Source organism: Micromonospora arida (genome assembly GCF_003857035.1).
Classification (GTDB): Bacteria; Actinomycetota; Actinomycetes; order Mycobacteriales; family Micromonosporaceae; genus Micromonospora; species Micromonospora arida.
In genome coordinates this window covers 16,236-37,356 of record NZ_QGSY01000213.1, presented here as the reverse complement: position 1 = coordinate 37,356, position 21,121 = coordinate 16,236, and the positions used below count along the sequence as shown (strand labels likewise).

Here is a 21,121-nt window from a genome sequence, read left to right as displayed (position 1 = left end):
ATGACTCACAGGCATCACGCTCGTCAGGACATGGCCGCAAGCTCGGTGCGGGCGTGGCGGGGTACTTCAGTCCTGCGCCGAGTCCAGCTTTCCGGTGGCGGCGAGACGCTGGTACCAGTGGGCGCTGTCCTTCCAGGTGCGTACCTGGGTGTCGTAGTCGACCCGGATGATGCCGAAGCGACGGTCGTAGCCGTAGCCCCACTCGAAGTTGTCCAGCAACGACCAGACGAAGTAGCCGCGCACATCCGCGCCCTGCGCGCGGGCGTCGGCCACCGCGCCGATGTGCCGACGCAGGTAGTCGATCCGCCGGTCGTCGTGGATCCGGCCGTCGGCCGACACCACATCGTCGAACGCCGCGCCGTTCTCGGTGATCATCATGGGCTGGCTGGGGTATTCGCGCTGGAGACGCAGCAGCAGCTCGGTCAGCGCCGGCGGGTCGATGTTCCAACCCATCGCCGTGTACGGGCCGGGCTGCGGCAGGAAGTCGACGTTCTCCGCGGCAACCCACGGCGTCGACGTCGACGCGCCGTGCCCGTCGGCGTCCGAGCGGGCCGACACCCCGTCCCAGGCCCGGACCAGGGTGCTGGAGTAGTAGTTGACCCCGAGCACGTCCAGCGGCACCGCGATCAGCTTCTCGTCGCCCTCGCGGACGAACGACCAGTCGGTGACGGAGGCGGTGTCGGCCAGCAGGTCGGCCGGGTACTCGCCGTCCAGCATCGGGCCGAGGAACGCGCGGTTCGCCAGTGCGTCGATCCGCCGGACCGCGTCCTGGTCGGGCGCCGAGTCGGACGCGCCCCGGACGACGTGCAGGTTCAGCGTCACCGACAGCTCGGCGGACGGGGCCAGCTCCCGAACCACCCGACCGGCCAGGCCGTGCGCGAGGTTGAGGTGGTGCACCGCGGCCAGCGCCGCCGCCGGTTCGGTCCGACCCGGCGCGTGCACGCCGGAGGCGTAGCCCAGGTACGCGGAGCACCACGGCTCGTTGAGCGTCGTCCAGGTGTGCACCCGGTCGCCCAGTGCACCGACGATGCCCGCCGCGTACTCCTGGAAGCGCAACGCGGTCTCCCGCGCCGCCCACCCTCCGGCGTCCTCCAACTCCTGCGGCAGGTCCCAGTGGTACATGGTGGCCACCGGGCGGACGCCCCGCTCCAGCAGCCCGTCCACCAGCCGCGAGTAGAAGTCGATGCCGGCCTGGTTGAACCGGCCCGAGCCGCCCGGCTGCACCCGGGGCCAGGAGATGGAGAACCGGTACGCGTCGAGCCCCAGGTCGGCGATGTGTCCGAGGTCGTCGGCCCACCGGTGGTAGTGGTCGGCGGCCACGTCACCGGTGTCACCGTTGAGGGTCCGACCGGGCGTGTGGCTGTAGGTGTCCCAGATGGACGGTCCGCGCCCGTCCTCGTGCGCCGCGCCCTCGATCTGGTACGCCGCCGTCGCCGACCCCCAGACGAAGCTCTCCGGGAAGTGGTGTTGCGTCATCGTTCCGTCCCCTGGATCTCGCAGATGTAACCCGTCGAGGTGCCGGCGACCAGTTCGGCACTGGCCGTCCCACCCTCGTAGCGCACGTCGAACTCGGCGCCCGGTCCGTTGCCGGGTGACGGTACCCGTACCCGGGTCCGCTGCCCGTCGGTCGGTGCGTACACCCGCAGCCGCACATCGTCGGCCCACTCGTAGTCGGGTCGGTCGGTGCGGGAGCCGAACGGGATGACCGCGCCCGGTCGGGCCAGCACCGGCAGGCTGTCGAAGCCGTGCTTCTCGGTCAACCAGGCCGGGCCGGTGACCTGCGCGCCGCTGACCAGGTGCGTCCAGGTGCCGGCGGGCACGTAGTACGTGACGTCGCCGTCGGCGCTGAGCACCGGCGCGACCAGCACGTCCGGGCCGAGCATGTACTGCCGGTCCAGGTGCGCCGTCGCCGGGTCGTCCGGGAACTCCAGGAACATCGGCCGCATCACCGGCGTCCCGTCGCGGTGAGCCTCCTGGGCGGCGGCCGCCAGGTACGGCATCAGGCCGAGCTTGAGGTGGGTGAAGTGCCGCAGGACGTCCACGGCCTCCTCGTCGTACGCCCACGGCACCCGGTACGAGCCTGACCCGTGCAACCGGGAGTGCGAGGAGAGCAACCCGAAGGCGACCCACCGCTTGAACACCGCCGGGTCGGGGGTGCCCTCGAAGCCGCCGATGTCGTGGCTCCAGTAGCCGAAGCCGGACGCGGCCAGGGACAACCCGCCGCGCAGCGACTCGGCCATCGCGACGAACGTCGACTCGCAGTCGCCGCCCCAGTGCACCGGGAACTGCTGTCCGCCGGCGGTGGCCGAGCGGGCGAACAGCACGGCCTCGCCCTCGCCGCGCTCGGACTCCAGCAGCTCGAAGACCGCTTTGTTGTAGAGGTACGAGTAGTAGTTGTGCATCCGCTGCGGGTCCGAGCCGTCGTGCCACACCACGTTGGTCGGGATGCGCTCACCGAAGTCGGTCTTGAAGCAGTCGACGCCCATGTCCAGCAGGGCCTTGAGCTTGCCGGTGAACCAGCGGACCGCGTCCGGGTTGGTGAAGTCGACAAGCGCCATGCCGGCCTGCCACTTGTCCCACTGCCAGACCGAACCGTCCGGGTTGCGCACCAGGTAACCGGCCTCGCGGCCCTCCTCGAAGAGGTACGAGCGCTGCGCGATGTACGGGTTGATCCAGACGCACACCTTCAGGTCGCGCTCGTGCAGCCGGCGCAGCATCCCCTCCGGGTCGGGGAAGGTCGCCGGGTCCCAGATGAAGTCGACCCAGTGGAACTGACGCATCCAGAAACAGTCGAAGTGGAACACCGACAGCGGCAGCCCGCGCTCGGCCATCCCGTCGACGAACTCGGTCACCGTCTTCTCGTCGTACGAGGTGGTGAACGAGGTGGACAACCAGAGGCCGTACGACCACGCGGGGATCCGGGCCGGACGGCCGGTGAGGGCGGTGTACCGGCGCAGCACGTCCTTCGGGTTGGGCCCGTCGATGACGTAGTAGGTGAGTGACTGGCCCTCGACGCTGAACTGGGTCTGGGCGACGACCTCGGAGCCGACCTCGAACGACACGTGCTCCGGGTGGTCCACGAAGACCCCGTAGCCGGTGCTGCTCAGGTAGAACGGCACGTTCTTGTACGCCTGCTCGCTGGCGGTGCCTCCGTCGGCGTTCCAGATGTCGACGGTCTGCCCGTTCTTGACGAACGGGCCGAAGCGCTCGCCCAACCCGTACACCGTCTCACCGACACCGAGGGCGAGCCGTTCGTGTACGTGCCGGCGGCCCTCGGCGTCGGTGACGACGCCGATGCTGCGTGCGGTGGACGCGGTGACCAGTCGGTCGCCGTGCAGGAAGTCGACCCGCCACCCGTCGATGAGCGCGACCCGCGCGGTCAGCTCGCCGGTGGTCAGCGTCGCGCTGAGCCCGGTGACGTCGACGGTGACCGGGTGTGTCTCGTCGGTGCTCAGCCCGAAGTGCGGCTCGCGGGGCAGCCCACCGGTGTGGTGGGCGATGGTCACCCCGATGACGCCGGGGGCGGGGGAGAAGAACCGGACGGTGACCAGGGGACGGTTGAGGGTGTCGCCTCGGCCGGTGATCTGACCGGTTGGTGCGAAGACGGTGAAGCCGCGCTCGTCCGGCTCCACCGACTCCACGACGCCAGGGCGCAGGACGCTGACGCCGGGGCGCAGCTGCCAGTACCCGTCGGTGAACTTCACTTCTCGGCTCCTGCCGTGATGCCGCGCGCCAGAGTGCGCTGGAAGATGAGGAAGAAGAGGATGGCCGGCACCAGGCTGATCAGCGCGCCGGCATTGGTGGTCGGAGCGTCCATCAGCCGGTCGCCCTGCAACGACGCGAGCGCGACCGGAATGGTCTGCGTCTGGTTGTCGATCAGCATGACCAGCGGGATGAGGAACTCGTTCCACGTCCAGATGAAGAAGAAGATGAGCAGCACCGCGAGGGTGGGTCGCAGGTTGGGGAAGACCACCCGCCACAGCACCGTCCACTTGCCGGCGCCGTCCAGGGCGGCGGCCTCCAGCAGCGAGCGCGGGAACGTGCCCATCACCGAGGCGAGCAGGTAGGTGCCGAACGCGCTCTGGATCACGGTGAAGATGATGATCACCGAGAGCTGGGTGTTGTAGAGGCCGACCTGCTTCGCCACGTAGTACAGCGGGTAGATCAGCGCCTCCTGCGGCAGCATGTTGGCCAGCAGGAAGAGACCGACGATCCACAGCCGGCCCCGGACCCGGCCGATGCCCAGGGCGTACGCGTTGAGCAGTGACACGGCGACGCCGAGCACGGCCACCGAGCCGGCGATGATCGCCGAGTTCCAGAACTTCAGCGGGAAGTTCACCTCGGTCCAGTACGTGCGCAGACCCTTGGTGTAGAACTCCGTCGGCCAGCTCAGCGGGCCGCCCGAGGAGTAGTCGCCGGGCGACTTGAACGCGTTGAGCAGCATGAACGCGAACGGCACCAGCATGACGAGCGCGCCGAGGGTGACCAGGGCGAGCACCACCCAGCGGCTGACGCCGCGGTGGTGTCGATCGCGTACGGGCCGGGCCGGCGTCACCGGCGCCGTGCTCGGTGTGAGCGTGACGGCCATGTCAGAACCCCCGGTCCCGGCGCTCGCTGCGGGCCTGCATCCAGATGAAGATCCCGGCCACCACCACGATGATCAGTGTCAGCACCATGGAGATCGCGGAGCCGTAGCCGACCTGCAGCTTCTTGAAGAACGTGTAGTAGGCGAAGTACGACGGCACGTTCGTGGCGTTGTCCGGGCCGCCCCGGGTCAGGGCGAAGATCGGCCCGAACACCTTCAACGCGGCGATGGTGCAGGTCAGGGCCACCACGAAGGTCTCCGGCCGGATCTGCGGAAGGGTGATCGCCCGGAACCGGTGCAGCCAGTTCGCACCGTCGACCTCGGCCGCCTCGTACAACTCGGGGTCGACCCGCTGCAACGCCGCCATGAAGACGACCACCGGGTAGCCGATCTGCACCCAGATCATCACGGCCATCACGGCCGGCAGGGCGGTGCCCGGGTCGCCGAGCCAGTCGTGGCGTAACGCCCCGAGACCGACCGCGTCGAGGAGGCTGTTGAACGCGCCGTCGGGGCGCAGGATCCAGCCCCAGACGATGCCGGCCACCACGACGGGCAGCACCTGCGGGAGGTAGAACGCGGCCCGCAACGCGGCGGCGGTGCGGGGCTTGAACCGGCGGCCGATGACGTCGAAGAGCACCGCGGCGAGCAGCAGCCCGAGCACTGTGGGCACCACCACCATCGCGACGAGCATCCAGACGGTGTTGCGGAACGACGCCCAGAACACGTCGTCCTGCAGCAACTGCTGGTAGTTGTCCAGGCCGACCCACCGGGGGTCGCCGATGCCGGACCACTTGGTCAGCGACAGGTAGAGGGTGCCGACCAGCGGCGCACCGATGACCAGGAGAAAGAGCACCGCTCCGGGGAGCAGGTAGAGCCAGTACGCCGCGTTGCGGCCGCGGCGTCTGCGGCTGGGCGCGGGCGGGGTGGGGGTCGCGGCCGGCGGTGTGGCGGCGACCGTCTCGGAGACAGCCATGGAAGATCCTTCCCGGCGGGGCTGGCGGGCGCGCCGGTCGTGCCGGTCGCGCCCGCCGCTCGCCGTGTCACTTGCCGGTGATCTCCTTGACGCCATCGGCGTACGGCTTGGCGATCGTGTCGAGAACCTGGTCGGGCGACTTCGAGCCGTTGATCAGACCCTGGAAGCCGGAGACCAGCACGTCGTAGTAGCCGGGGACCGGCCAGTCCGGGTAGAAGGCGAGCCCGTCCTGCTTGCTGACCGTGTTGAAGTCCTCGATCAGCTTGCGGTCCTTCGGGTCGCTGATCTTCGACGCGTCAGCGGCGACCGGAACACCACCGTTGTTTCCGATCAGGTCCTGGATCTCCGGACGCAGGGTGATGTCGATGAAGTCGTACGCCAGGCTCTTGGCCTTGCTGTTCTCCGGGACCACCCAGAGGTTGCCGGAGGAGCCGGCCTGCAGGGTGTTGCCGGGGAAGAGGAAGGTGTCCCAGTTGGCCTTCATCTCGGTCTTGAACCGGCCGTACCACCAGCTACCGGAGACGATCATCGGAACCTTGCCGCCGATGAAGGCGGTGCCCATGTCCTCGGCCTTGAGGCTGGCCGAGTTCTTCGCGACGTAGCCCTTCTGCACCCACTGGGCGAAGGTGTCCGCGCCGTACTTGAGCGGGTCGGCCTTGAAGTCGACCGGGTTCTTGTAGAGCTGGTAGTTGTCGACGAACTGCCGGTCGCCCTTGGAGAGGGCGAGCTGGTAGAAGAGTTGCCCGGCCGGGTACTCGGCGCCGGCCATGCCCAGCGGGGTGACGCCCTTGCCGACGAAGGTGTCCATCGCGGCGGTCATCTCGGCCATGGTGGTCGGGACCTTGACGCCGTTCTGCTGGAACAGGTCCTTGTTGTAGTAGACCGTGACGTACTCGCCGTAGTTCGGCACACCGAACCACTTGCCGGAGCCCATCACGCCCTTGTCGCTGTACCGGGCGGTGGTCTGCAGGCTGGGGCTGAGCTTGCCGGCCCAGCCACGCTTGTCGGCCTCGCTGCTCAGATCGGCCAGCAGGCCCTGGGAGGAGAGCAGCCCGGCGGTCGCGTTGCCCTTGTTGTACTCCATGATGTCCGGGCCCTCGGACGAGTTGATGATCATGCCCGCGTTCTGCTGGATCTGCTCGAACGCCTTGCGCTCGAAGCGCACCTCGACGCCCGGGTGCTCGGACTTGAAGAGCTCGATCGCCCGGTTCCAGCCGACCCCCATGGCGCTGTTCTCGCTCTCGTAGTGCCAGAGCTTGAGAACCTTGGCGTCGCTGCTGTCCCCGTTGTCACCACCGCCGCAGGCGGCCACGGTGGTCGTCGCTGTCGCCGCCAGGGCGATCGCGGCGACGAGCCGGCGGAATCGCTGCATTACCATCCTCCTCGTTGAGTATCTAGCCGGTACTTCACGGGGCCCGTCGTCGCGTTGCAGCGCGGCGGCGGGCCATCTACTTGTCGGCCACCATTGGCTGGCGGCTTCGTGGCGCTGCGGTCGACCCCCGGATCTCCAACGTGCACGGCAGCAGTTGCTGGTGACGAAGGTCAGCGGGGCCGTCCAGGTGGCGCGTCAGCGCCTCGATCGCGATCCGGCCGAGCGCCGAACCGGGTGACGTCATCGCGGTCAGCGCCGGGGTGGCCAGTTCGGCGACCTGCGGCGAGGTGACCATCGAGACGACGGAGACGTCGTCGGGCACGGACAACCCGCGGCCGGTCAGCTCGCCGAGGATGCCGAAGATCGCCGTCTCGTTCATGGCCAGCACCGCGGTCAGTTCCGGGGCCTGCGCGAACGCGGCGGCCAGGGCGGCCCGCCCGCCGGCGGCGCTGTCCTCGGCCGCGATCATCACCGGCTCCAGGCCGTGCCCGGTCATCGCCGCGGTGAAGGCGTCACGGGTACGCAGCGCGGGCCCGTAACCGCTGGCCAACGTGGCGGCCGAGTGGTTGACGTAGACGATCCGCCGATGCCCGAGGCCGGCCAGGTGCGCGACGGCTTCCCGGACGGTCTGGTCGAAGTCGATGTCGACGTAGGAGAGCGTGCTGGTGTCGTCGGTGCGGCCGATCAGCACCAGCGGCACCCCCGCCTCCTGGAGCACTGTGACCCGCTCGTCGGCCAGCTGGACCTCCATCAGCACGACCCCGTCGAGCATCCGCTGACTGGCCAGCCGACGCAGGTCGTCGAGGTCGCCCCCGCCCACCGGCGAGAGCACCAGGTGGTAGCCGGCGACGCTGGCCGCGGCGGCGGCACCGGTGACGAACGCGGTCTCGGTGGCGCCGAGGCCGCGTTCGTCCATCGGCATCAGCAGGCCGAGGATCCGGCTGCGGCGGCTGGCCAGCCCGCGGGCCATCGCGTTGGGCTGGTAGTCGAGCTGTGCCATCGCGGCGAGCACCTTGTTGCGGGTGGCCTGCGAGATCGGCCGGGTGCCGGTGAGCACGTACGAGACGGTGCTGACCGAGACCTGCGCGAGGCGGGCGACGTCGTGCATGGTGGCCACCGCGCACCTCCTCCGGCCTGGGGTGGGACCGCTCCCGAACTTCGTCGAAGCGTTTCGACGAAGCGGTTCGACAGGACGCTAGGCCACCTGTTACGGCGACGTCAATAGCCGATGTCGAAAAGAATTCAGCGGGTGCGCGGCCCCGAGCCCGCGTAGCGAGCAGTCCGCGCCGATCTTGCAGTTCCTGTTGCCGATATGGATGGATGTGCACCTTGTGTCGGGACAGAAAGTGCAAGATCGCGGAGCTGAGCCGTGGGGTCAGGGCAGGTTGAAGAGGGTGGCGGCGCTGTTCCAGCAGACCGCGCGTAGCCAGTCGTCGCCCAGGTCCAGTCGGGCCAGCCCGGTCACCTGGTCGGCGTACGGGTACGGGATGTTCGGGAAGTCGCTGCCCAGCAGCACCTTGCCGGCCAGCCCCAGGTCGCGCAACCGGGGCAGCTCCTCAGCGGGAAAGGGGACAAAATGGTCGAAGAAGGGCGTAAAGGCCATTGTGGTGTCCAGCCGGACCCGCTCGTACGTCTCGGCGAGGTCCAGGAAGGCCCGGTAGTCCGGGGCGCCCAGGTGCGCCACCACGGCGGTCAGCCGAGGGTGGCGGGCGAGCAGGGCGGCGAACGGGTCCGGACCGGTGTTGGCCGTCCCCACCGGTGCGTGCCCGGCGTGCACCACCACCGGCACACCCGCGTCGGACAGCATCCCCCACACCGGGTCCAGCGCCGGATCGGTCGGTGCGAAGCCGCCGACCTGTAGGTGCACCTTGAGCACTCGGGCACCTTCGGCGAGGGCCGCCTCGACGTACCCGGGGGCCTCCGGCTCGGGGTAGAACGTGGCCGAGGCCAGGCACCCGGGGGTGTCGCGGGCGAAGTCCAGCGTCCAACGGTTGAGTTCCGCCGCCATGCCCGGTCGGTGCGCGTACGCCAGGGCACTGAACGCCCGCACCCCGAGCCGGCGCAGATGCGCCACCCGGTCGGCGTCGCTCCACCGGTAGCGGATCGGCCACTCGGTGCCGACCAGTGGCCCGGCGGCGTCGAAGTAGGCCCACACCCGACGCAGCAGGCGCGGCGGCAGGAAGTGCACGTGCACGTCGGCGAGACCGGGCAGCCCCAGGTCGCGGCAGAACTCCGGTACGCGTTCGTCCTCGGCCGGCGGGATCGCCGGCGCCGGATCGGTCATATGTCGATGTCGAAGCGGCTCAGCACCGAGGGCGCGATCAGGCCGACGGTGGCGAGCGCCGAGACGACGGTCAGGGCGATGCGCATCCCGACCACTTCGGCCTTGCTGCCGACGCGCAGGGCGATGCTGTTCGGCAGGCCGATCATCATCCACATGCGCCGCTTGATCGGGATCGGCCAGAGGATCGGCACGCCCGCTCTGGTGATCATGTCGCCGAGGATGTGCACGAAGCAGCCCACGCCCAGCGCGGTGCCGATCAGCGGATAGCCGCGTCCGCCCGGCAGGTTGGCGAAGGTGAACCAGGCCGCCCCGGCCGACGCGAGAGTGATGATCACCCACCCGGCCCGCTCGGCCCACTCGTCGAACAGCCCGCGCAGCGCCAGGCCGAACATGAAGAACAGGATGGTGATGACCGCCCACTTGCCGTACGCGGCGCAGAGCGCGGTGGTGCCCCAGCCGACCAGCACTGTGAACGGCAGCGTGTGGGTCAGCGTCCGGTGCCCGTTGTTGCGGCGGGGGTCCCTGCTGAGCTTGGTGGCGTAGTAGACCCCGAGAGAAATCTTTTCCATCACCTCGGCGGCGAAGAGCGAGAAGACTCCGAAGGTACGGGCCACGGTGGCCCCGCCCTGGTTCTTGGTCACCTTGCCCGACATGTCGAGGTCGGGAAAGAGCGCGCCACCGGCGCACACCGCGGTGCCCACCGCCAACGCGAGCGGCGACTGGTGGTAGTCGGCGAACTGCTCCAACGCCCAGGAGCCAGCCAGCCACACCGCCGCGCCGGACAGCGCGTGTTGCGGTCCCATCATCTCGGCTCACCCTCCCCAGGGATCTTGAGCGCCCAAAACTACGCCACTGTAGTCAGCGTCGGCGCCGCAGGGGCATCACCCAAAGAGTCCACATCGGACCGTGTCACAGGGTGGGGGTGAAGCTCTGCCGGATCATCGGCAAGTATGCCGCGTTGACCTGCCAGTCGAACTCTTCTGTCAACCACGAGACGGTGTAGGAACGGTCGGCCGAGGTGTTGGCCAACAGCCGGAAGCTGTGCACCGGAACGCCGACGGCGTTCTGCCAGCCACACTCCCAGACCGCGCCACCCTTGAAGATGTCCATCGCGGAGATGTCCACCTTGCGATAGCCCGGCAGCGCGGCGCTCGCGGTCAGTCGAGTCTCCTCGGCCTTCCAGTACGCCACCGGGTCCGCGCGGGCCGGCCCCGCCTCGACACTGAGCACCCGGGACCCACCGGATTTCCGGAAACAGGTCACCGAGCCCTCGGTCCAGCGCGCCCAACCCACCGGCGCGGCGATCCGAAACCCGGTCGGGTCGTCGTACCAGGTCCAACCCTCGCGCAGCCCGTACTTCACGTCGGCTGGCGGTGACACCGACACCACCGGGGTCGCCGCCGGTGGCGGGGACGACGCGCACGCGAACGCCGCCGGCCGGGAGGTCGGTGCGCCACCACCCGAGCCGGACGGTGGAATCCGCTCATCGCCTCGGTTGACCAGGGCCAGCGTGACGCCTCCCGCGACGAGCAGAGCGGTGGCCGCGCCACCCAGGGCGATCAGGCGCCGTCGCCGGCCGGGTGGGTGCCGCGGGCGTGGGCTCGGGGCTGGCGTGGCCGGCTCGTCCGGCGGGGCCACCGGTTCGACCGGGTGGGGTGCGATGGCCCGGCCGGCACTGAGCAGCGCCGCGACGGCCGAGGACCGGACCGGCCCGGCGGGCTCGTCCTGGCTCGCCGCGGCGCTGCGCAGTAGCGGCTCCGCCTCGATGGCGGTCAACCGTCGCCAGGGGTCGCGCTGCAACAGGCCGGTGATGACGGGACGCAACGGACCGGCCCGACGCATCGGATCGGGTGGTTCGGTGGCCAGCGCGCTGAGCGTCGCCATCGCGCTTGACCTCGCGTACGGTGACTGCCCCTCGACCGTCGCGTAGAGCGTCGCGCCCAGCGACCACAGGTCGGTACGCGCGTCGGACACTCCTTCGCGGGCCCGCTCGGGGGCGACGAACTGCGGTGAGCCGAGCACCGTGCCGGGCCCGGTCATCGCACCGTCGCCACCGTCGAAGGTGGCCAGCCCGAAGTCGGTGAGCACCACCCGCCCGTCGTCGGCCACCAGCACGTTGTGCGGCTTCACGTCGCGGTGCAGCACCCCGGCGGCGTGGGCAGCCCGCAACGCCGCGAGCACCGCCAGCCCGATCCGGGCGGTGCGCTGCGGGCTCAGTGGCCCCTCGGCGCTGATGATCTGCTGCACCGACCGCGACGGCACGTACTCCATCACGATCCAGGGGCTCTCCCGGTCGTGCACCACGTCGTAGAGGCGGACCACGTTGGGGTGGTTGAGCCGGGCGGCGGTGCGTGCCTCACGCAGGGTTCGTAGCCGCAACTCCGCGCGCTCGGTCTCGGCCAGCCAGGACGGCGGCACGACCTCCTTCACCGCCACGTCGCGATGCAACATCTCGTCACGAGCAAGCCACACCCGGCCCATACCGCCGGTGCCGACCAGGTCGAGCAGCCGGTACCGACCCGCGATCAGCAACTGATGCACGGTCGCTCCCCCTCGGTCACCCCGGGTTCCACGATAACCACCAATGCCGGCTTTCTCATCCACTGAGCGGCCTCGATCCACGACGGACGGTGGTCCGGATCATGGCCATACGGTGCAGGTCAGCGGGGTGGTCGGAAACTCTTTCGCACCAATTCCCAGACGGCTGCGGCCCCGGGCCAGTCCCCGTCGTCGGTGATCCAACCCAGCGTCCAGCGGTCGGCGTCGAGGATCTGTTGCCGGGCGTGCAGCCAAGTCCCGTGCGGTGTCCGCCAGCGGGACTCCCACTCGGCCCCGCCGTCGCCCGCGGCGAGCCGGATCTCGTCGTACCCCGGCAACGCCCCCGCGCCGGCTGCCGCGTCGCGGACGGCCCGTAGCCGCTCCACCGGATCGGCCGCGCTGCCCTCGGTGACGCTGAAGGTCCGGCCGGTCGCCGGGTCCTGGAAGCACGCCACCCCGTCGTCGCGGGAGGTCAGCCACGTCGTCGGTACGGAGACCCGGAAGCCGGCGGTGTCGACGTGCCAGACCCAGCCGGGCGGCGGCCGGAATTCCTCGCCGGGGTTCGGCGTACCGGCCTGCACGGGCGATCCGACGACGTCCGGGCGGACACAGGCGAACGGGGGCGGGGGGACGTTGCGCCCCTTCGGTGGCGGGCCGGGGCCGATCGGCCCCCCGTCGGGCGGACGGTTCGGTGTCGGGGAGGACCAGCCGGTGGTGTCGCGGGGTTTGTCACCGTCGACGGTCAGCGCGGTGCCGACGCCGGCCACGACGGCGACCAGCAGCGCCACGGCGACCACCGCCACCCGGCGCGCGGTACGCCCGGCGACCGCCGGATCCGGGGGCGTGGGGGAGGCGCCGCCGGCTGCGGCCGGAGCGTCCGGGTCAGGCAGCGGAATGGTGGGGTCGGGGTCGTCGGCGGACTGATCGACCAGGCCCGGCACCGGCCCATCGGTCGAGCGCCGATCGGCCGTCGACGGCGGGTCGGCCCGGCCGGTCGCGGCGGCCCTCAGCAACCGACGGGCCGAGTCGTGGTCGAGGCGGTCACGCGGGTCGCGGCGAAGCAGCCCGTCAAGCACCGGTGCGAGCGCCCCGGCGTGCGGGGCGGGGTCCGGCGGGCCGGCGGCCAGCGCGCTCAGGGTGGCCATCGCGGTGCTGCGGGCGTACGGGGACTGCCCCTCCACGGCGGCGTGCAGGGTCGCCCCGAGCGACCACAGATCGGCGGCGACCGTGGACACCCCCTCGGCGGCCCGCTCGGGGGCCACGTACTGCGGGGAGCCGAAGACCATGCCGGGGCGGGTCATCGCGCCGTCGCCGCCGTCGAAGGTGGCCAGCCCGAAGTCGGTGAGCATCACCCGCCCGTCGTGCGCCACGAGCACGTTCTGCGGTTTGATGTCGCGGTGCAGCACCCCGGCGGTGTGCGCGGCCTGCAGCGCGTCGAGCACGGCCAGCCCGATCCGGGCCGCACGGGCCGGCTCCAGCGGCCCTTCGGCGTCCACGACGTCCTGCAGGGTGCGGGACGGGACGTACTCCATGACGATCCAGGGGCTGCCGTCGACCGCGACGACGTCGTAGAGCCGGACCACGGCGGGGTGGTTGAGTCGGGCTGCGGCGCGCGCCTCCCGCATGGTGCGTGAGCGCACCTCGGCCCGTTCAGGGTCGGCCAACCAACTTGGTGGAACGATCTCCTTGACCGCTACCTCGCGGTGCAGCATCTCGTCGCGGGCGCGCCACACCCGACCCATGCCCCCGCGACCCACCAGGTCGAGCAGCCGGTACCGACCGGCGATCAGCACCTGTGCACGCTCCTCCTCAGCCGCTGTCCGGGCTACACCCTAACCAGCGGATCGGAAGTCACCTATCGGTCGTCCGACTCAGCTCAGCATGCGGCGTGGTCGGCGGCGGCGAGCAGGTTCCCCTCCGGGATGGCGATCCGGGCCCGCCCGCCGGCCAGTCGGGCGGCGGCGCGTCGGGCCTGCACGGGGCCGTGCTCGCGACGAGCGGTGGCGTAGCTGGCGGCGGTGCGGGCCGCGATGGTGGCCCAGCCGTAGCGCTCGCCGACCATCGTGCGGGCCCGGCGGGCCAGCCGCCGGGCGAAGACCTCGTCCCCGAGCAGCTGGCCGACCGCGCCGGCGAGCGCGTCCGGGTCGCTGTGCGGGAAGGTCACCCCGGTCACGCCGGGTTCGACGATCTCGGCGAGGCCGCCGGTACGGGCCACGGCGAGGGGCGCTCCGGCGGCCGCCGCCTCCAGCGCCACCATGCCGAACGGCTCGTAGAGGCTGGGCACCACCGTCGCGTCGGTGGCGCCGAGCATCGCCGGTAGTTGATTGGAGTCGAGGAACCCGGTGAACCGGACGGTCGAGCTGAGGGCCAGTCGCCGGGCCTCCGCCTCCAACTCGGTGCGGTACGGGCCGTCGCCAGCGATCACGACGCGCAGCCCAGGGTGTCGTTCGCGGAGCCGGGGTACGGCGTGCACCAGGTGCTGGACGCCCTTCTCGTAGACCAGCCGTCCGGCGTACCCGACCAACGGGCCGTCCCCGGCGAACCGTGCCCGGGCCGACGCGACCGCTCGGGGGCGGGGCCGCCAGGCCCGGTCGTCGACCCCGTTGGGCACCACGTCGACCTGGGCGGCCGGTACGTCGAACAGTGTGGTCACCTGATCGCGCATGTACCCGGAGCAGGTGATCACCCGGATGGATGAGCTGCTGAGCCAGTGCTCGACGCCGTGGATGGTGCGGTTCATCTCCTCCGGCAGCCAGCCCTGGTGCCGCCCGGCCTCGGTGGCGTGCATGGTGGTGACCAGGGGGAGGTCCAGGTGCTCGGCGAGAGTGACGGCCGTGTGGGCGACGAGCCAGTCGTGGGCGTGGATCACGTCGTAGGAGCCGGCCTGGGTGGCGCGCAGGGCGGTGCGGGTGAGGGTGTGGTTGAAGCCCATGGTCCAGGCCAGCAGTGAGCCGGTGGCGAGGGGGAAGGCCACCGGGTCTTCGGGGGCGCGCAGGATGCGCACGCCGTCGGCGTACTCCTCCAGGGGCGCGCCGTCGCTGTGGCGGGTGACGACGGTGACCTCGTGGCCGGCGGCGGCGAGGGCGACGGAGAGGGCGTGCACGTGTCGACCGAGACCGCCGACGAGCACCGGCGGGTACTCCCAGGAGAGCATCAGCACCCGCAGTTGTCGGGCGGGGTTGATGTCGATCACGTGGGCATCGAGTGACATGCGGCCCCCTTTGAGTTGTCCCCGGGCGCGCGCCGACCGACACCGGTTTCGATGTCGCCGTCGCGTCTGGATCGAGGCCAATCCTGCCGGGATCGCGATAACCAGCGGCGACACCACCGTTGCGGTCGTGTAAAGCGCTACTGGCTCTTTCGCCGCACCCGCAGCAGCTCGGCCACCGACCATGCCTGGAACGGGCACCCGGTAGCGGTGTGCGGCGCGAGGCCATCGGCCGTCTCGCTCACCGAGCCTAACCCATATTCCATCAAATGGGCCTCAATGCCAACGAACACGTCATCGACGGACATCTTTCCCCGGCGTGCGGCGTCCACGTACGGGCCGAGCAACCACGGCCAGACCGTGCCCTGGTGGTAGCCCCCGTCCCGGTCGGCCGGGCCGCCCCGGTGCCGGCCCACGAACTCCCCGGAATCCGGGGCCAGACTGCGCGGCCCGAGCGGGGTGAGCAGCCCGCCCCCGACCCGCCGCAGCGTCGCCTCGTCCGGCTCCATCGGGGCGTACGGCAGCGACCAGGCCAGCAGCTGGTTGGGGCGCAACGCGTCGTCGTCGTGCAGGGCGGCGCCACCCAACGGGTACGCCGGTGCGGGCGCGTCCAGCACGTCGTGCAGCCAGCCGGTCGGGGCCGGGAACCGCTCCCGGAACGAGGCGGTGGCCTGCCGGTGGCGTCGCCACAGCTCGTCGGCGTCCTGCCCGGCCAGCTCGGTCAGCTCCGCGAGCCCGGCCAGCCCGTTGATCCACAACGCGTTGACCTCGACCGGCTTGCCGGTCCGCGGGGTGACCGGCACCCCGTACACCCGGGCGTCCATCCAGGTCAGCGCGGTGCCGGCGGCACCCTGGGTGAGCAGCCCGTCGGCCGGGTCGACCCGGATCCCGTACCGGGTGCCGGCGGTGTGGGCGTCGATCACCGCGCGCAACGCGGGCAGCAACTCGTCGCCGAGGTCGGTGTCGCCGGTGACGGTGACGTGCCGGCTCATCGCGTGCAGGAACCACAGCGTGCCGTCGACGGTGTTGTACTCCACCCGACCGGTGTCGGCCGTGTTGGCGAGCATCCCCTCCGACAGCGTCGCCGCGTACGACCGCAGCAGCTCCCGACCCTCGTCGGCGCGACCCGTGCAGAGGAACAACCCCTCGTACGAGATCATCGTGTCGCGCGACCACGCCCCGAACCACGGGTAGCCGGCGACCACGTCCACCGCCGCCTGGTTGGTGCGCACCACGAACGCGTCGGCGGCCAGCGCCAGGGTGGCGTCCACGTCGTCGGCCGGCTTCGCCGTCGCTACCACCTGCCGGTTGCGCCGCCGGGCCGTCGCCACGATGTCCTCGGCCGCCATCGGCTCCAGGTCGAGCGGATCGGCCCAGGCCCGCACCGACACCGTGTCGCCGGGGCGGTCCAGCTCGCCGACGAAGCGGCCCGCGTACCAGAGGTCCTCGTCCGGGTGCAGCCCTCGGTTGGCCTCCTCGCGGTGGTGCACGCCCAGCCACCACTGCCCCTCGGGCGCCCAGCCCGGGCCGGCGAGCCGGTACGCGCCCTCGACCACCGCGCCGTCGGCCACCGCCTCGACCTGCGGGATCGGGCCGTCGGCCCGCCGTTCGCCGTGCGCGTCCCGCCAGGTGCAGGCGGCCGACAGCTCCAGCCGGACCGGACCACCGGCGACCAGCCGGTGCACCACCGCGACGCAGGAACGGCCGGGCAGCATGGCCAGCTCCCGTTCGATCACCACCGCGCCGATCCGCCACCGCCACCGGGGTAGTCCGTCGACCAGGTCGAAGCGCTCCAACAGCTCGAAGCCGCGCGGGTCCACGTCGCCGGAGGCCCACTCGTGCGCGCCGAGGCGCACCCGCGCGCCGGACGGCAGGGTGACGGCCGGATCGAGGCTGACCAGTCCCACTCGGCGAGACGCCGGCGTTTCGCCGGGAACCACCAACAGGCCGTGGTAGCGACGTGTCCGCAGCCCGCCCACCGTGCCCATCGCATAGCCGCCGAGGCCGTCGGGAACCAGCCACTCCCGGCTGGCCGCGCTGGTCAGATCGCCGCAGACCTGCGGGCCGAAGCGAATGTCGATCAACTTTCCTCCACCTGCGGCAAGGTGTAACACGCCACGACGAGAATGGCCGCTGTGGTCAAGTACCGCGGCGACGTCAAAGATGTGCACGTGATCACTGACCGATCGTCCTCCGACGCCTCGCCACCCGACGCTGAGCGGCTCCGGCTCGCCCAGGCCGACTCGGGGGAGCAGGACTGGCGTGCATGGGGTCCCTATCTGTCCGAACGGGCGTGGGGGACGGTACGGGAGGACTACAGCGAGCACGGTACGGCCTGGGACTACTTCCCGCATGACCACGCGCGGTCCAGAGCCTACCGGTGGAATGAAGACGGGATGGCCGGCGTCTGCGACGACCGACAGACGTTCGCGTTCGCCCTCGCGCTGTGGAACGGCAAGGACCCGATCCTCAAGGAGCGGATGTTCGGCCTCGGCGGAGACAGCGGCAACCACGGCGAGGACGCCAAGGAGTACTGGTGGTACGAGGACTCCACGCCCACCCACTCCTGGATGCGCTGGCGCTACCACTACCCGCAGGCACCCTTCCCGTACGACGAACTCGTCGCGGTGAACGCGTTGCGCGGCCGCGACGACACCGAGTACGAGTTGGTGGACACCGGGATCTTCGACGACGACCGGTACTGGGCCGTGACCGTCGACTACGCCAAGGCGTCCCCGACCGACCTCTGCATGGTGGTGACCGTCGCCAACCGGGGCGACCAGGCTGCCACCCTGCACGTCCTGCCCACCCTGTGGTTCCGTAACACCTGGTCCTGGGGCCTGCCCGGCGGCGACCGGATCCCCCGGCTGACCGGCCAGGGCACCCGGCTCGTCGGCGAGCACCGGGTGCTCGGCCAACTGCTGCTGGAGGGCGACGGCGGCCCGGTGCCGCTGCTCTGCGACAACGACACCAACGCCGAGCGGCTCTGGGGCCTGCCCGGCCGCTCCCCGTACCCGAAGGACGGCATCAACGACCACGTCGTCAACGGCGCGGCCACCGTCAACCCGGCCCGGGAGGGCACCAAGGGCGCGCTGCACTACGTGCTCGACGTGCCGGCCGGCGGGCAGCGCCAGATCCGGCTGCGGCTGACCCGCACCGCGTCGCCGCCGGCCGCCGCGCCGCCGCCCCCGGCCGACCTCAGCGACGGCTTCGAGGCCGTGGTGTGGGCGCGGCGGGCCGAGGCGAACCGGTTCTTCGCCGGAGTGATCCCGCCGGCCGCCACACCCGACGAGGCGCTGGTCGCCCGGCAGGCTATCGCCGGGCTGATGTGGGGCAAGCAGTTCTACCACTTCGACGTCAAACGCTGGCTCGAAGGCGACCCGGGCTCGACCCCGCCGCCGGCCGGACGTCGACACGGGCGCAACAGCGCCTGGTGGCACATGACCAGCTTCGACGTCATCTCCATGCCTGACCCGTGGGAATACCCCTGGTACGCGGCCTGGGACCTGGCCTTCCACTGCGTGAGCATCGCCCGGGTCGACCCGGGCTTCGCCAAGGAGCAGATCCTGCTCCTGCTCCGCGAGTGGTACCTGCACCCCAACGGGCAGATCCCGGCGTACGAGTGGGCGTTCGGCGACGTGAACCCGCCGGTGCACGCGTGGGCGGCGCTGAAGGTGTTCGAGATCGACGGCGGCCGGGACTACGAGTTCCTGGCCCGGGTGATGCACAAGCTGCTGCTCAACTTCACCTGGTGGGTCAACCGCAAGGACACCGGCGGCAACAACGTCTTCGAGGGCGGCTTCCTCGGGCTGGACAACGTCGGGCCGTTCGACCGCTCGGCGGCGCTGCCGGTCGCCGGGGTGCTGGAGCAGTCCGACGGCACCGGCTGGATGGGCATGTACGCGCTCAACCTGCTGGACATGGCGATCGTGCTCGCCGAACACGACCGGACCTGGGTGGACACCGCTACCAAGTTCTTCGAGCACTTCGCCTACATCGCCGCCGCCGCGTACGAGCAGGGGTTGTGGGACGACGAGGACGCCTTCTTCTACGACGTGCTGCGCCTCGCCGACGGCACGAAGGTGCCGCTGAAGGTCCGCTCCGTCGTCGGGCTGCTGCCGTTGGCCGCCACCACCCGGCTCACCGCCCGGACCCTGCACCACCTACCGGAGTTGGGCGCCCGGCTGCGCTGGTTCCTCACCAACCGCCCGGAGTACGCCCAGGTGATCGGCACCCGCCGACTGGGCCCCGACGGCCGGCAGCAGCGACTGCTGTCCATGGTCGGCCCGGAGCAGGTGGTCCGCCTGCTCGCCCGGATGCTCGACCCGGACGAGTTCCTCTCCGACTTCGGCCTCCGTACGCTGTCCCGCGCGCACCTGGACAAGCCGTTCTCGGTCACCCTCGGCGGGCAGGAGTTCTCCGTCGGCTACGAACCGGCCGAGTCGACCAGCGGACTGTTCGGGGGCAACTCGAACTGGCGCGGGCCGATCTGGATGCCGACGAACTTCCTGCTGATCAGCGCGCTGCGCGACTACGCGGCGTTCTTCGGCGACGACCTCCAGGTGGAGTACCCGACCCGCTCCGGGGTGAAGCACACCCTGGACGAGATCGCCGACGACCTCTCCGCCCGGCTGATCTCGCTCTTCACCCAGGACGACTGGGGTCGACGGCCGATCTACGGTGCCGCTCAGATGTTCCAGACCCACCCGGACTGGCGCGACCTGATCGCCTTCCCCGAGTACTTCCACGGCGACAACGGGGCCGGCCTGGGCGCCTGGCACCAGACCGGCTGGACAGCCCTGGTCGCCGACCTGATCCTCACGCTGCGCCGCTGACCCCCGCCGCCCGCGCGTTCGCCCTGCATGATCGTGCTCGATCCAGGTTGTAGTGGTGTCGCTGACGTCAGGAGGCCACTCGATCCTGGATCGAGCACGATCATGCGAAAGGCCGGACAGCACTCAGCGGTTCGCCCGTTCGATACCTCGTCGGACGAGGCCGCTGATGCCGGGCAGGGTGATCGCCCGGATGGTCAGATCGCTCATCCAGACGTGGAACCGGCTGGGTGGCGCGTACTGGGCCATTCCTCGACGGGCGAGTGCCTGCCGTTTGCTGACCTCCGGGCGTAGCCCGGCCTCCCACTCGGCGAGTGCGGCGGGGAGGTCGTCGGCGTGCCGTCGCAGGGCGTCGCCGAGGTGGTCGGCGCCGGCCAGGGCGAGGGCCGCGCCGTGTCCGGCGAAGAGCGTCACGCACCACGCCGCGTCTCCGAGCAGGACGACGCGACCGGTGCTCCAGCGTGGCATGACCACCTGGCTGACGGCGTCGAAGTAGGCGCTGGCCGGGTCCTTCGCAAGGTGGTCGATCGCGTCGGGCACGCCACCCGAGAGATCTCCGAACGCGGCCCGCAGCGCGTCGACCGGCCCGCTTCTCAGGTCGGCGGTGGGCTCCGCGCTGCGATAGGTGAAGAACGCCGACGACCGTTCCGGGCCCAGGTTGACCATCGCCGCGGTGCGCCCGGGGCCGATGTACGTGGTGGCGGACGACTCGGGCACGCCAGGCACCGGGTGGGTCAGGGGGAAGGCGGCCACGAGGTACGGGAGGTCCACCCGGAAGTCGGGGCCGAACACGGCGGTACGGGTGGCCGAGTGCACCCCGTCGGCACCGACCAGCAGGTCGGCCTGCTCGATGGTGCCGTCGTTCAACTCCACGCGTACGTGATCGGTGTGCTGGTCGACGGTGGTGACGGTGGTGCCGAAGCGGATGTCGACACGGTCTCGCACCGCTTCGAAGAGGCTGGATTCCAGGTCGCCGCGGAACACCGAGAGGGCCCGCTTGCCGAGTGCGGCCTCGGCGATGGCGGACGGCACGGTGAACTTGGGCCGTCCGTCGGCGTGGACCAGCACGGTGGTGAACAGCCCCAGGTCGGCGGCGGACAGCGCGGGGAGCAGGCCGAGGCGTTCGGCGGCGTCGTAGCCCGGCCCGATCAGGTTCACCATGTAGCCGCTGCTGCGCCGGGCCGGGGCCCGTTCGGCCACGAGAACCTGCCACCCGTCCCGGTGGAGTCGCAGGGCTGTGGCCAGCCCGGCTATCCCCGCACCCACGATCACCGCACGTTTCATCCAGCACCTCGCCGCCTAGAATGAGCATCTGCTCAAACTAGTATG

Annotated in this window: 14 protein-coding genes; 1 reads left to right on the top strand and 13 read right to left on the bottom strand. The window is 70.9% G+C overall.

Translation table 11 applies throughout. The annotated features are described in order from the left end of the window. Positions 1 to 66: 66 nt before the first annotated feature. From DLJ58_RS20445 to DLJ58_RS20390, 12 genes are all read right to left on the bottom strand, one after another. Positions 67 to 1,476: a GH1 family beta-glucosidase gene (locus DLJ58_RS20445; RefSeq protein ID WP_124858625.1), complete on the bottom strand. Its 1,410-nt coding sequence runs from the start codon at positions 1,474 to 1,476 to the stop codon at positions 67 to 69. Then, entirely contained in the window at positions 1,473 to 3,704 is a 2,232-nt protein-coding gene (gene yicI, locus DLJ58_RS20440) for an alpha-xylosidase (protein ID WP_124858624.1), read from the bottom strand. The genes DLJ58_RS20445 and yicI overlap by 4 nt, the downstream gene beginning before the upstream one ends. Further along, positions 3,701 to 4,588 carry a carbohydrate ABC transporter permease gene (locus DLJ58_RS20435; protein ID WP_124858623.1) on the bottom strand — a complete coding sequence of 296 codons (888 nt, stop codon included), beginning with the start codon at positions 4,586 to 4,588 and terminating at the stop codon, positions 3,701 to 3,703. The genes yicI and DLJ58_RS20435 overlap by 4 nt, the downstream gene beginning before the upstream one ends. A gap of 1 nt (position 4,589) precedes the next feature. Further along, entirely contained in the window at positions 4,590 to 5,558 is a 969-nt protein-coding gene (locus DLJ58_RS20430; protein WP_112583000.1) for a carbohydrate ABC transporter permease, read from the bottom strand. A gap of 67 nt (positions 5,559 to 5,625) precedes the next feature. After that, positions 5,626 to 6,930 carry an ABC transporter substrate-binding protein gene (locus DLJ58_RS20425; RefSeq protein WP_124858622.1) on the bottom strand — a complete coding sequence of 435 codons (1,305 nt, stop codon included), beginning with the start codon at positions 6,928 to 6,930 and terminating at the stop codon, positions 5,626 to 5,628. A 76-nt stretch (positions 6,931 to 7,006) separates the two neighbouring features. Then, positions 7,007 to 8,038, bottom strand: a complete 1,032-nt coding sequence (locus DLJ58_RS20420) for a LacI family DNA-binding transcriptional regulator (RefSeq protein WP_244219051.1) — start codon at positions 8,036 to 8,038, stop codon at positions 7,007 to 7,009. 267 nt (positions 8,039 to 8,305) lie between these two features. Next, the gene (locus tag DLJ58_RS20415; RefSeq protein WP_124858620.1) at positions 8,306 to 9,214 is read right to left on the bottom strand and encodes an amidohydrolase family protein; all 909 of its coding nucleotides are present in this window, start codon (positions 9,212 to 9,214) and stop codon (positions 8,306 to 8,308) included. Beyond that, the gene (locus DLJ58_RS20410) at positions 9,211 to 10,020 is read right to left on the bottom strand and encodes a metal-dependent hydrolase (protein WP_124858619.1); all 810 of its coding nucleotides are present in this window, start codon (positions 10,018 to 10,020) and stop codon (positions 9,211 to 9,213) included. Before DLJ58_RS20410 ends, DLJ58_RS20415 begins: the two co-directional genes overlap by 4 nt. A 103-nt stretch (positions 10,021 to 10,123) precedes the next feature. Next, positions 10,124 to 11,695 carry a serine/threonine-protein kinase gene (locus DLJ58_RS20405; RefSeq protein WP_244219050.1) on the bottom strand — a complete coding sequence of 524 codons (1,572 nt, stop codon included), beginning with the start codon at positions 11,693 to 11,695 and terminating at the stop codon, positions 10,124 to 10,126. 179 nt (positions 11,696 to 11,874) lie between these two features. Continuing rightward, positions 11,875 to 13,545, bottom strand: coding sequence for a serine/threonine-protein kinase (locus DLJ58_RS20400; protein ID WP_279635895.1), 1,671 nt, complete (start codon positions 13,543 to 13,545; stop codon positions 11,875 to 11,877). Between the two features lie 83 nt (positions 13,546 to 13,628). Then, the gene (locus DLJ58_RS20395) at positions 13,629 to 14,963 is read right to left on the bottom strand and encodes a glycosyltransferase family 4 protein (RefSeq protein WP_208741229.1); all 1,335 of its coding nucleotides are present in this window, start codon (positions 14,961 to 14,963) and stop codon (positions 13,629 to 13,631) included. A gap of 137 nt (positions 14,964 to 15,100) precedes the next feature. Beyond that, positions 15,101 to 17,044 carry an amylo-alpha-1,6-glucosidase gene (locus DLJ58_RS20390; RefSeq protein WP_124858618.1) on the bottom strand — a complete coding sequence of 648 codons (1,944 nt, stop codon included), beginning with the start codon at positions 17,042 to 17,044 and terminating at the stop codon, positions 15,101 to 15,103. Positions 17,045 to 17,086: 42 nt separating this feature from the next. Here DLJ58_RS20390 and DLJ58_RS20385 point away from each other — a divergent pair, with 42 nt between their 5' ends. Continuing rightward, positions 17,087 to 19,795, top strand: coding sequence for an MGH1-like glycoside hydrolase domain-containing protein (locus tag DLJ58_RS20385; protein WP_124858617.1), 2,709 nt, complete (start codon positions 17,087 to 17,089; stop codon positions 19,793 to 19,795). A 123-nt stretch (positions 19,796 to 19,918) separates the two neighbouring features. On the opposite strand, the gene DLJ58_RS20380 is transcribed toward DLJ58_RS20385, so the two are convergent. Next, positions 19,919 to 21,076, bottom strand: a complete 1,158-nt coding sequence (locus tag DLJ58_RS20380; protein ID WP_124858616.1) for an FAD-dependent oxidoreductase — start codon at positions 21,074 to 21,076, stop codon at positions 19,919 to 19,921. Positions 21,077 to 21,121 lie beyond the last annotated feature (45 nt).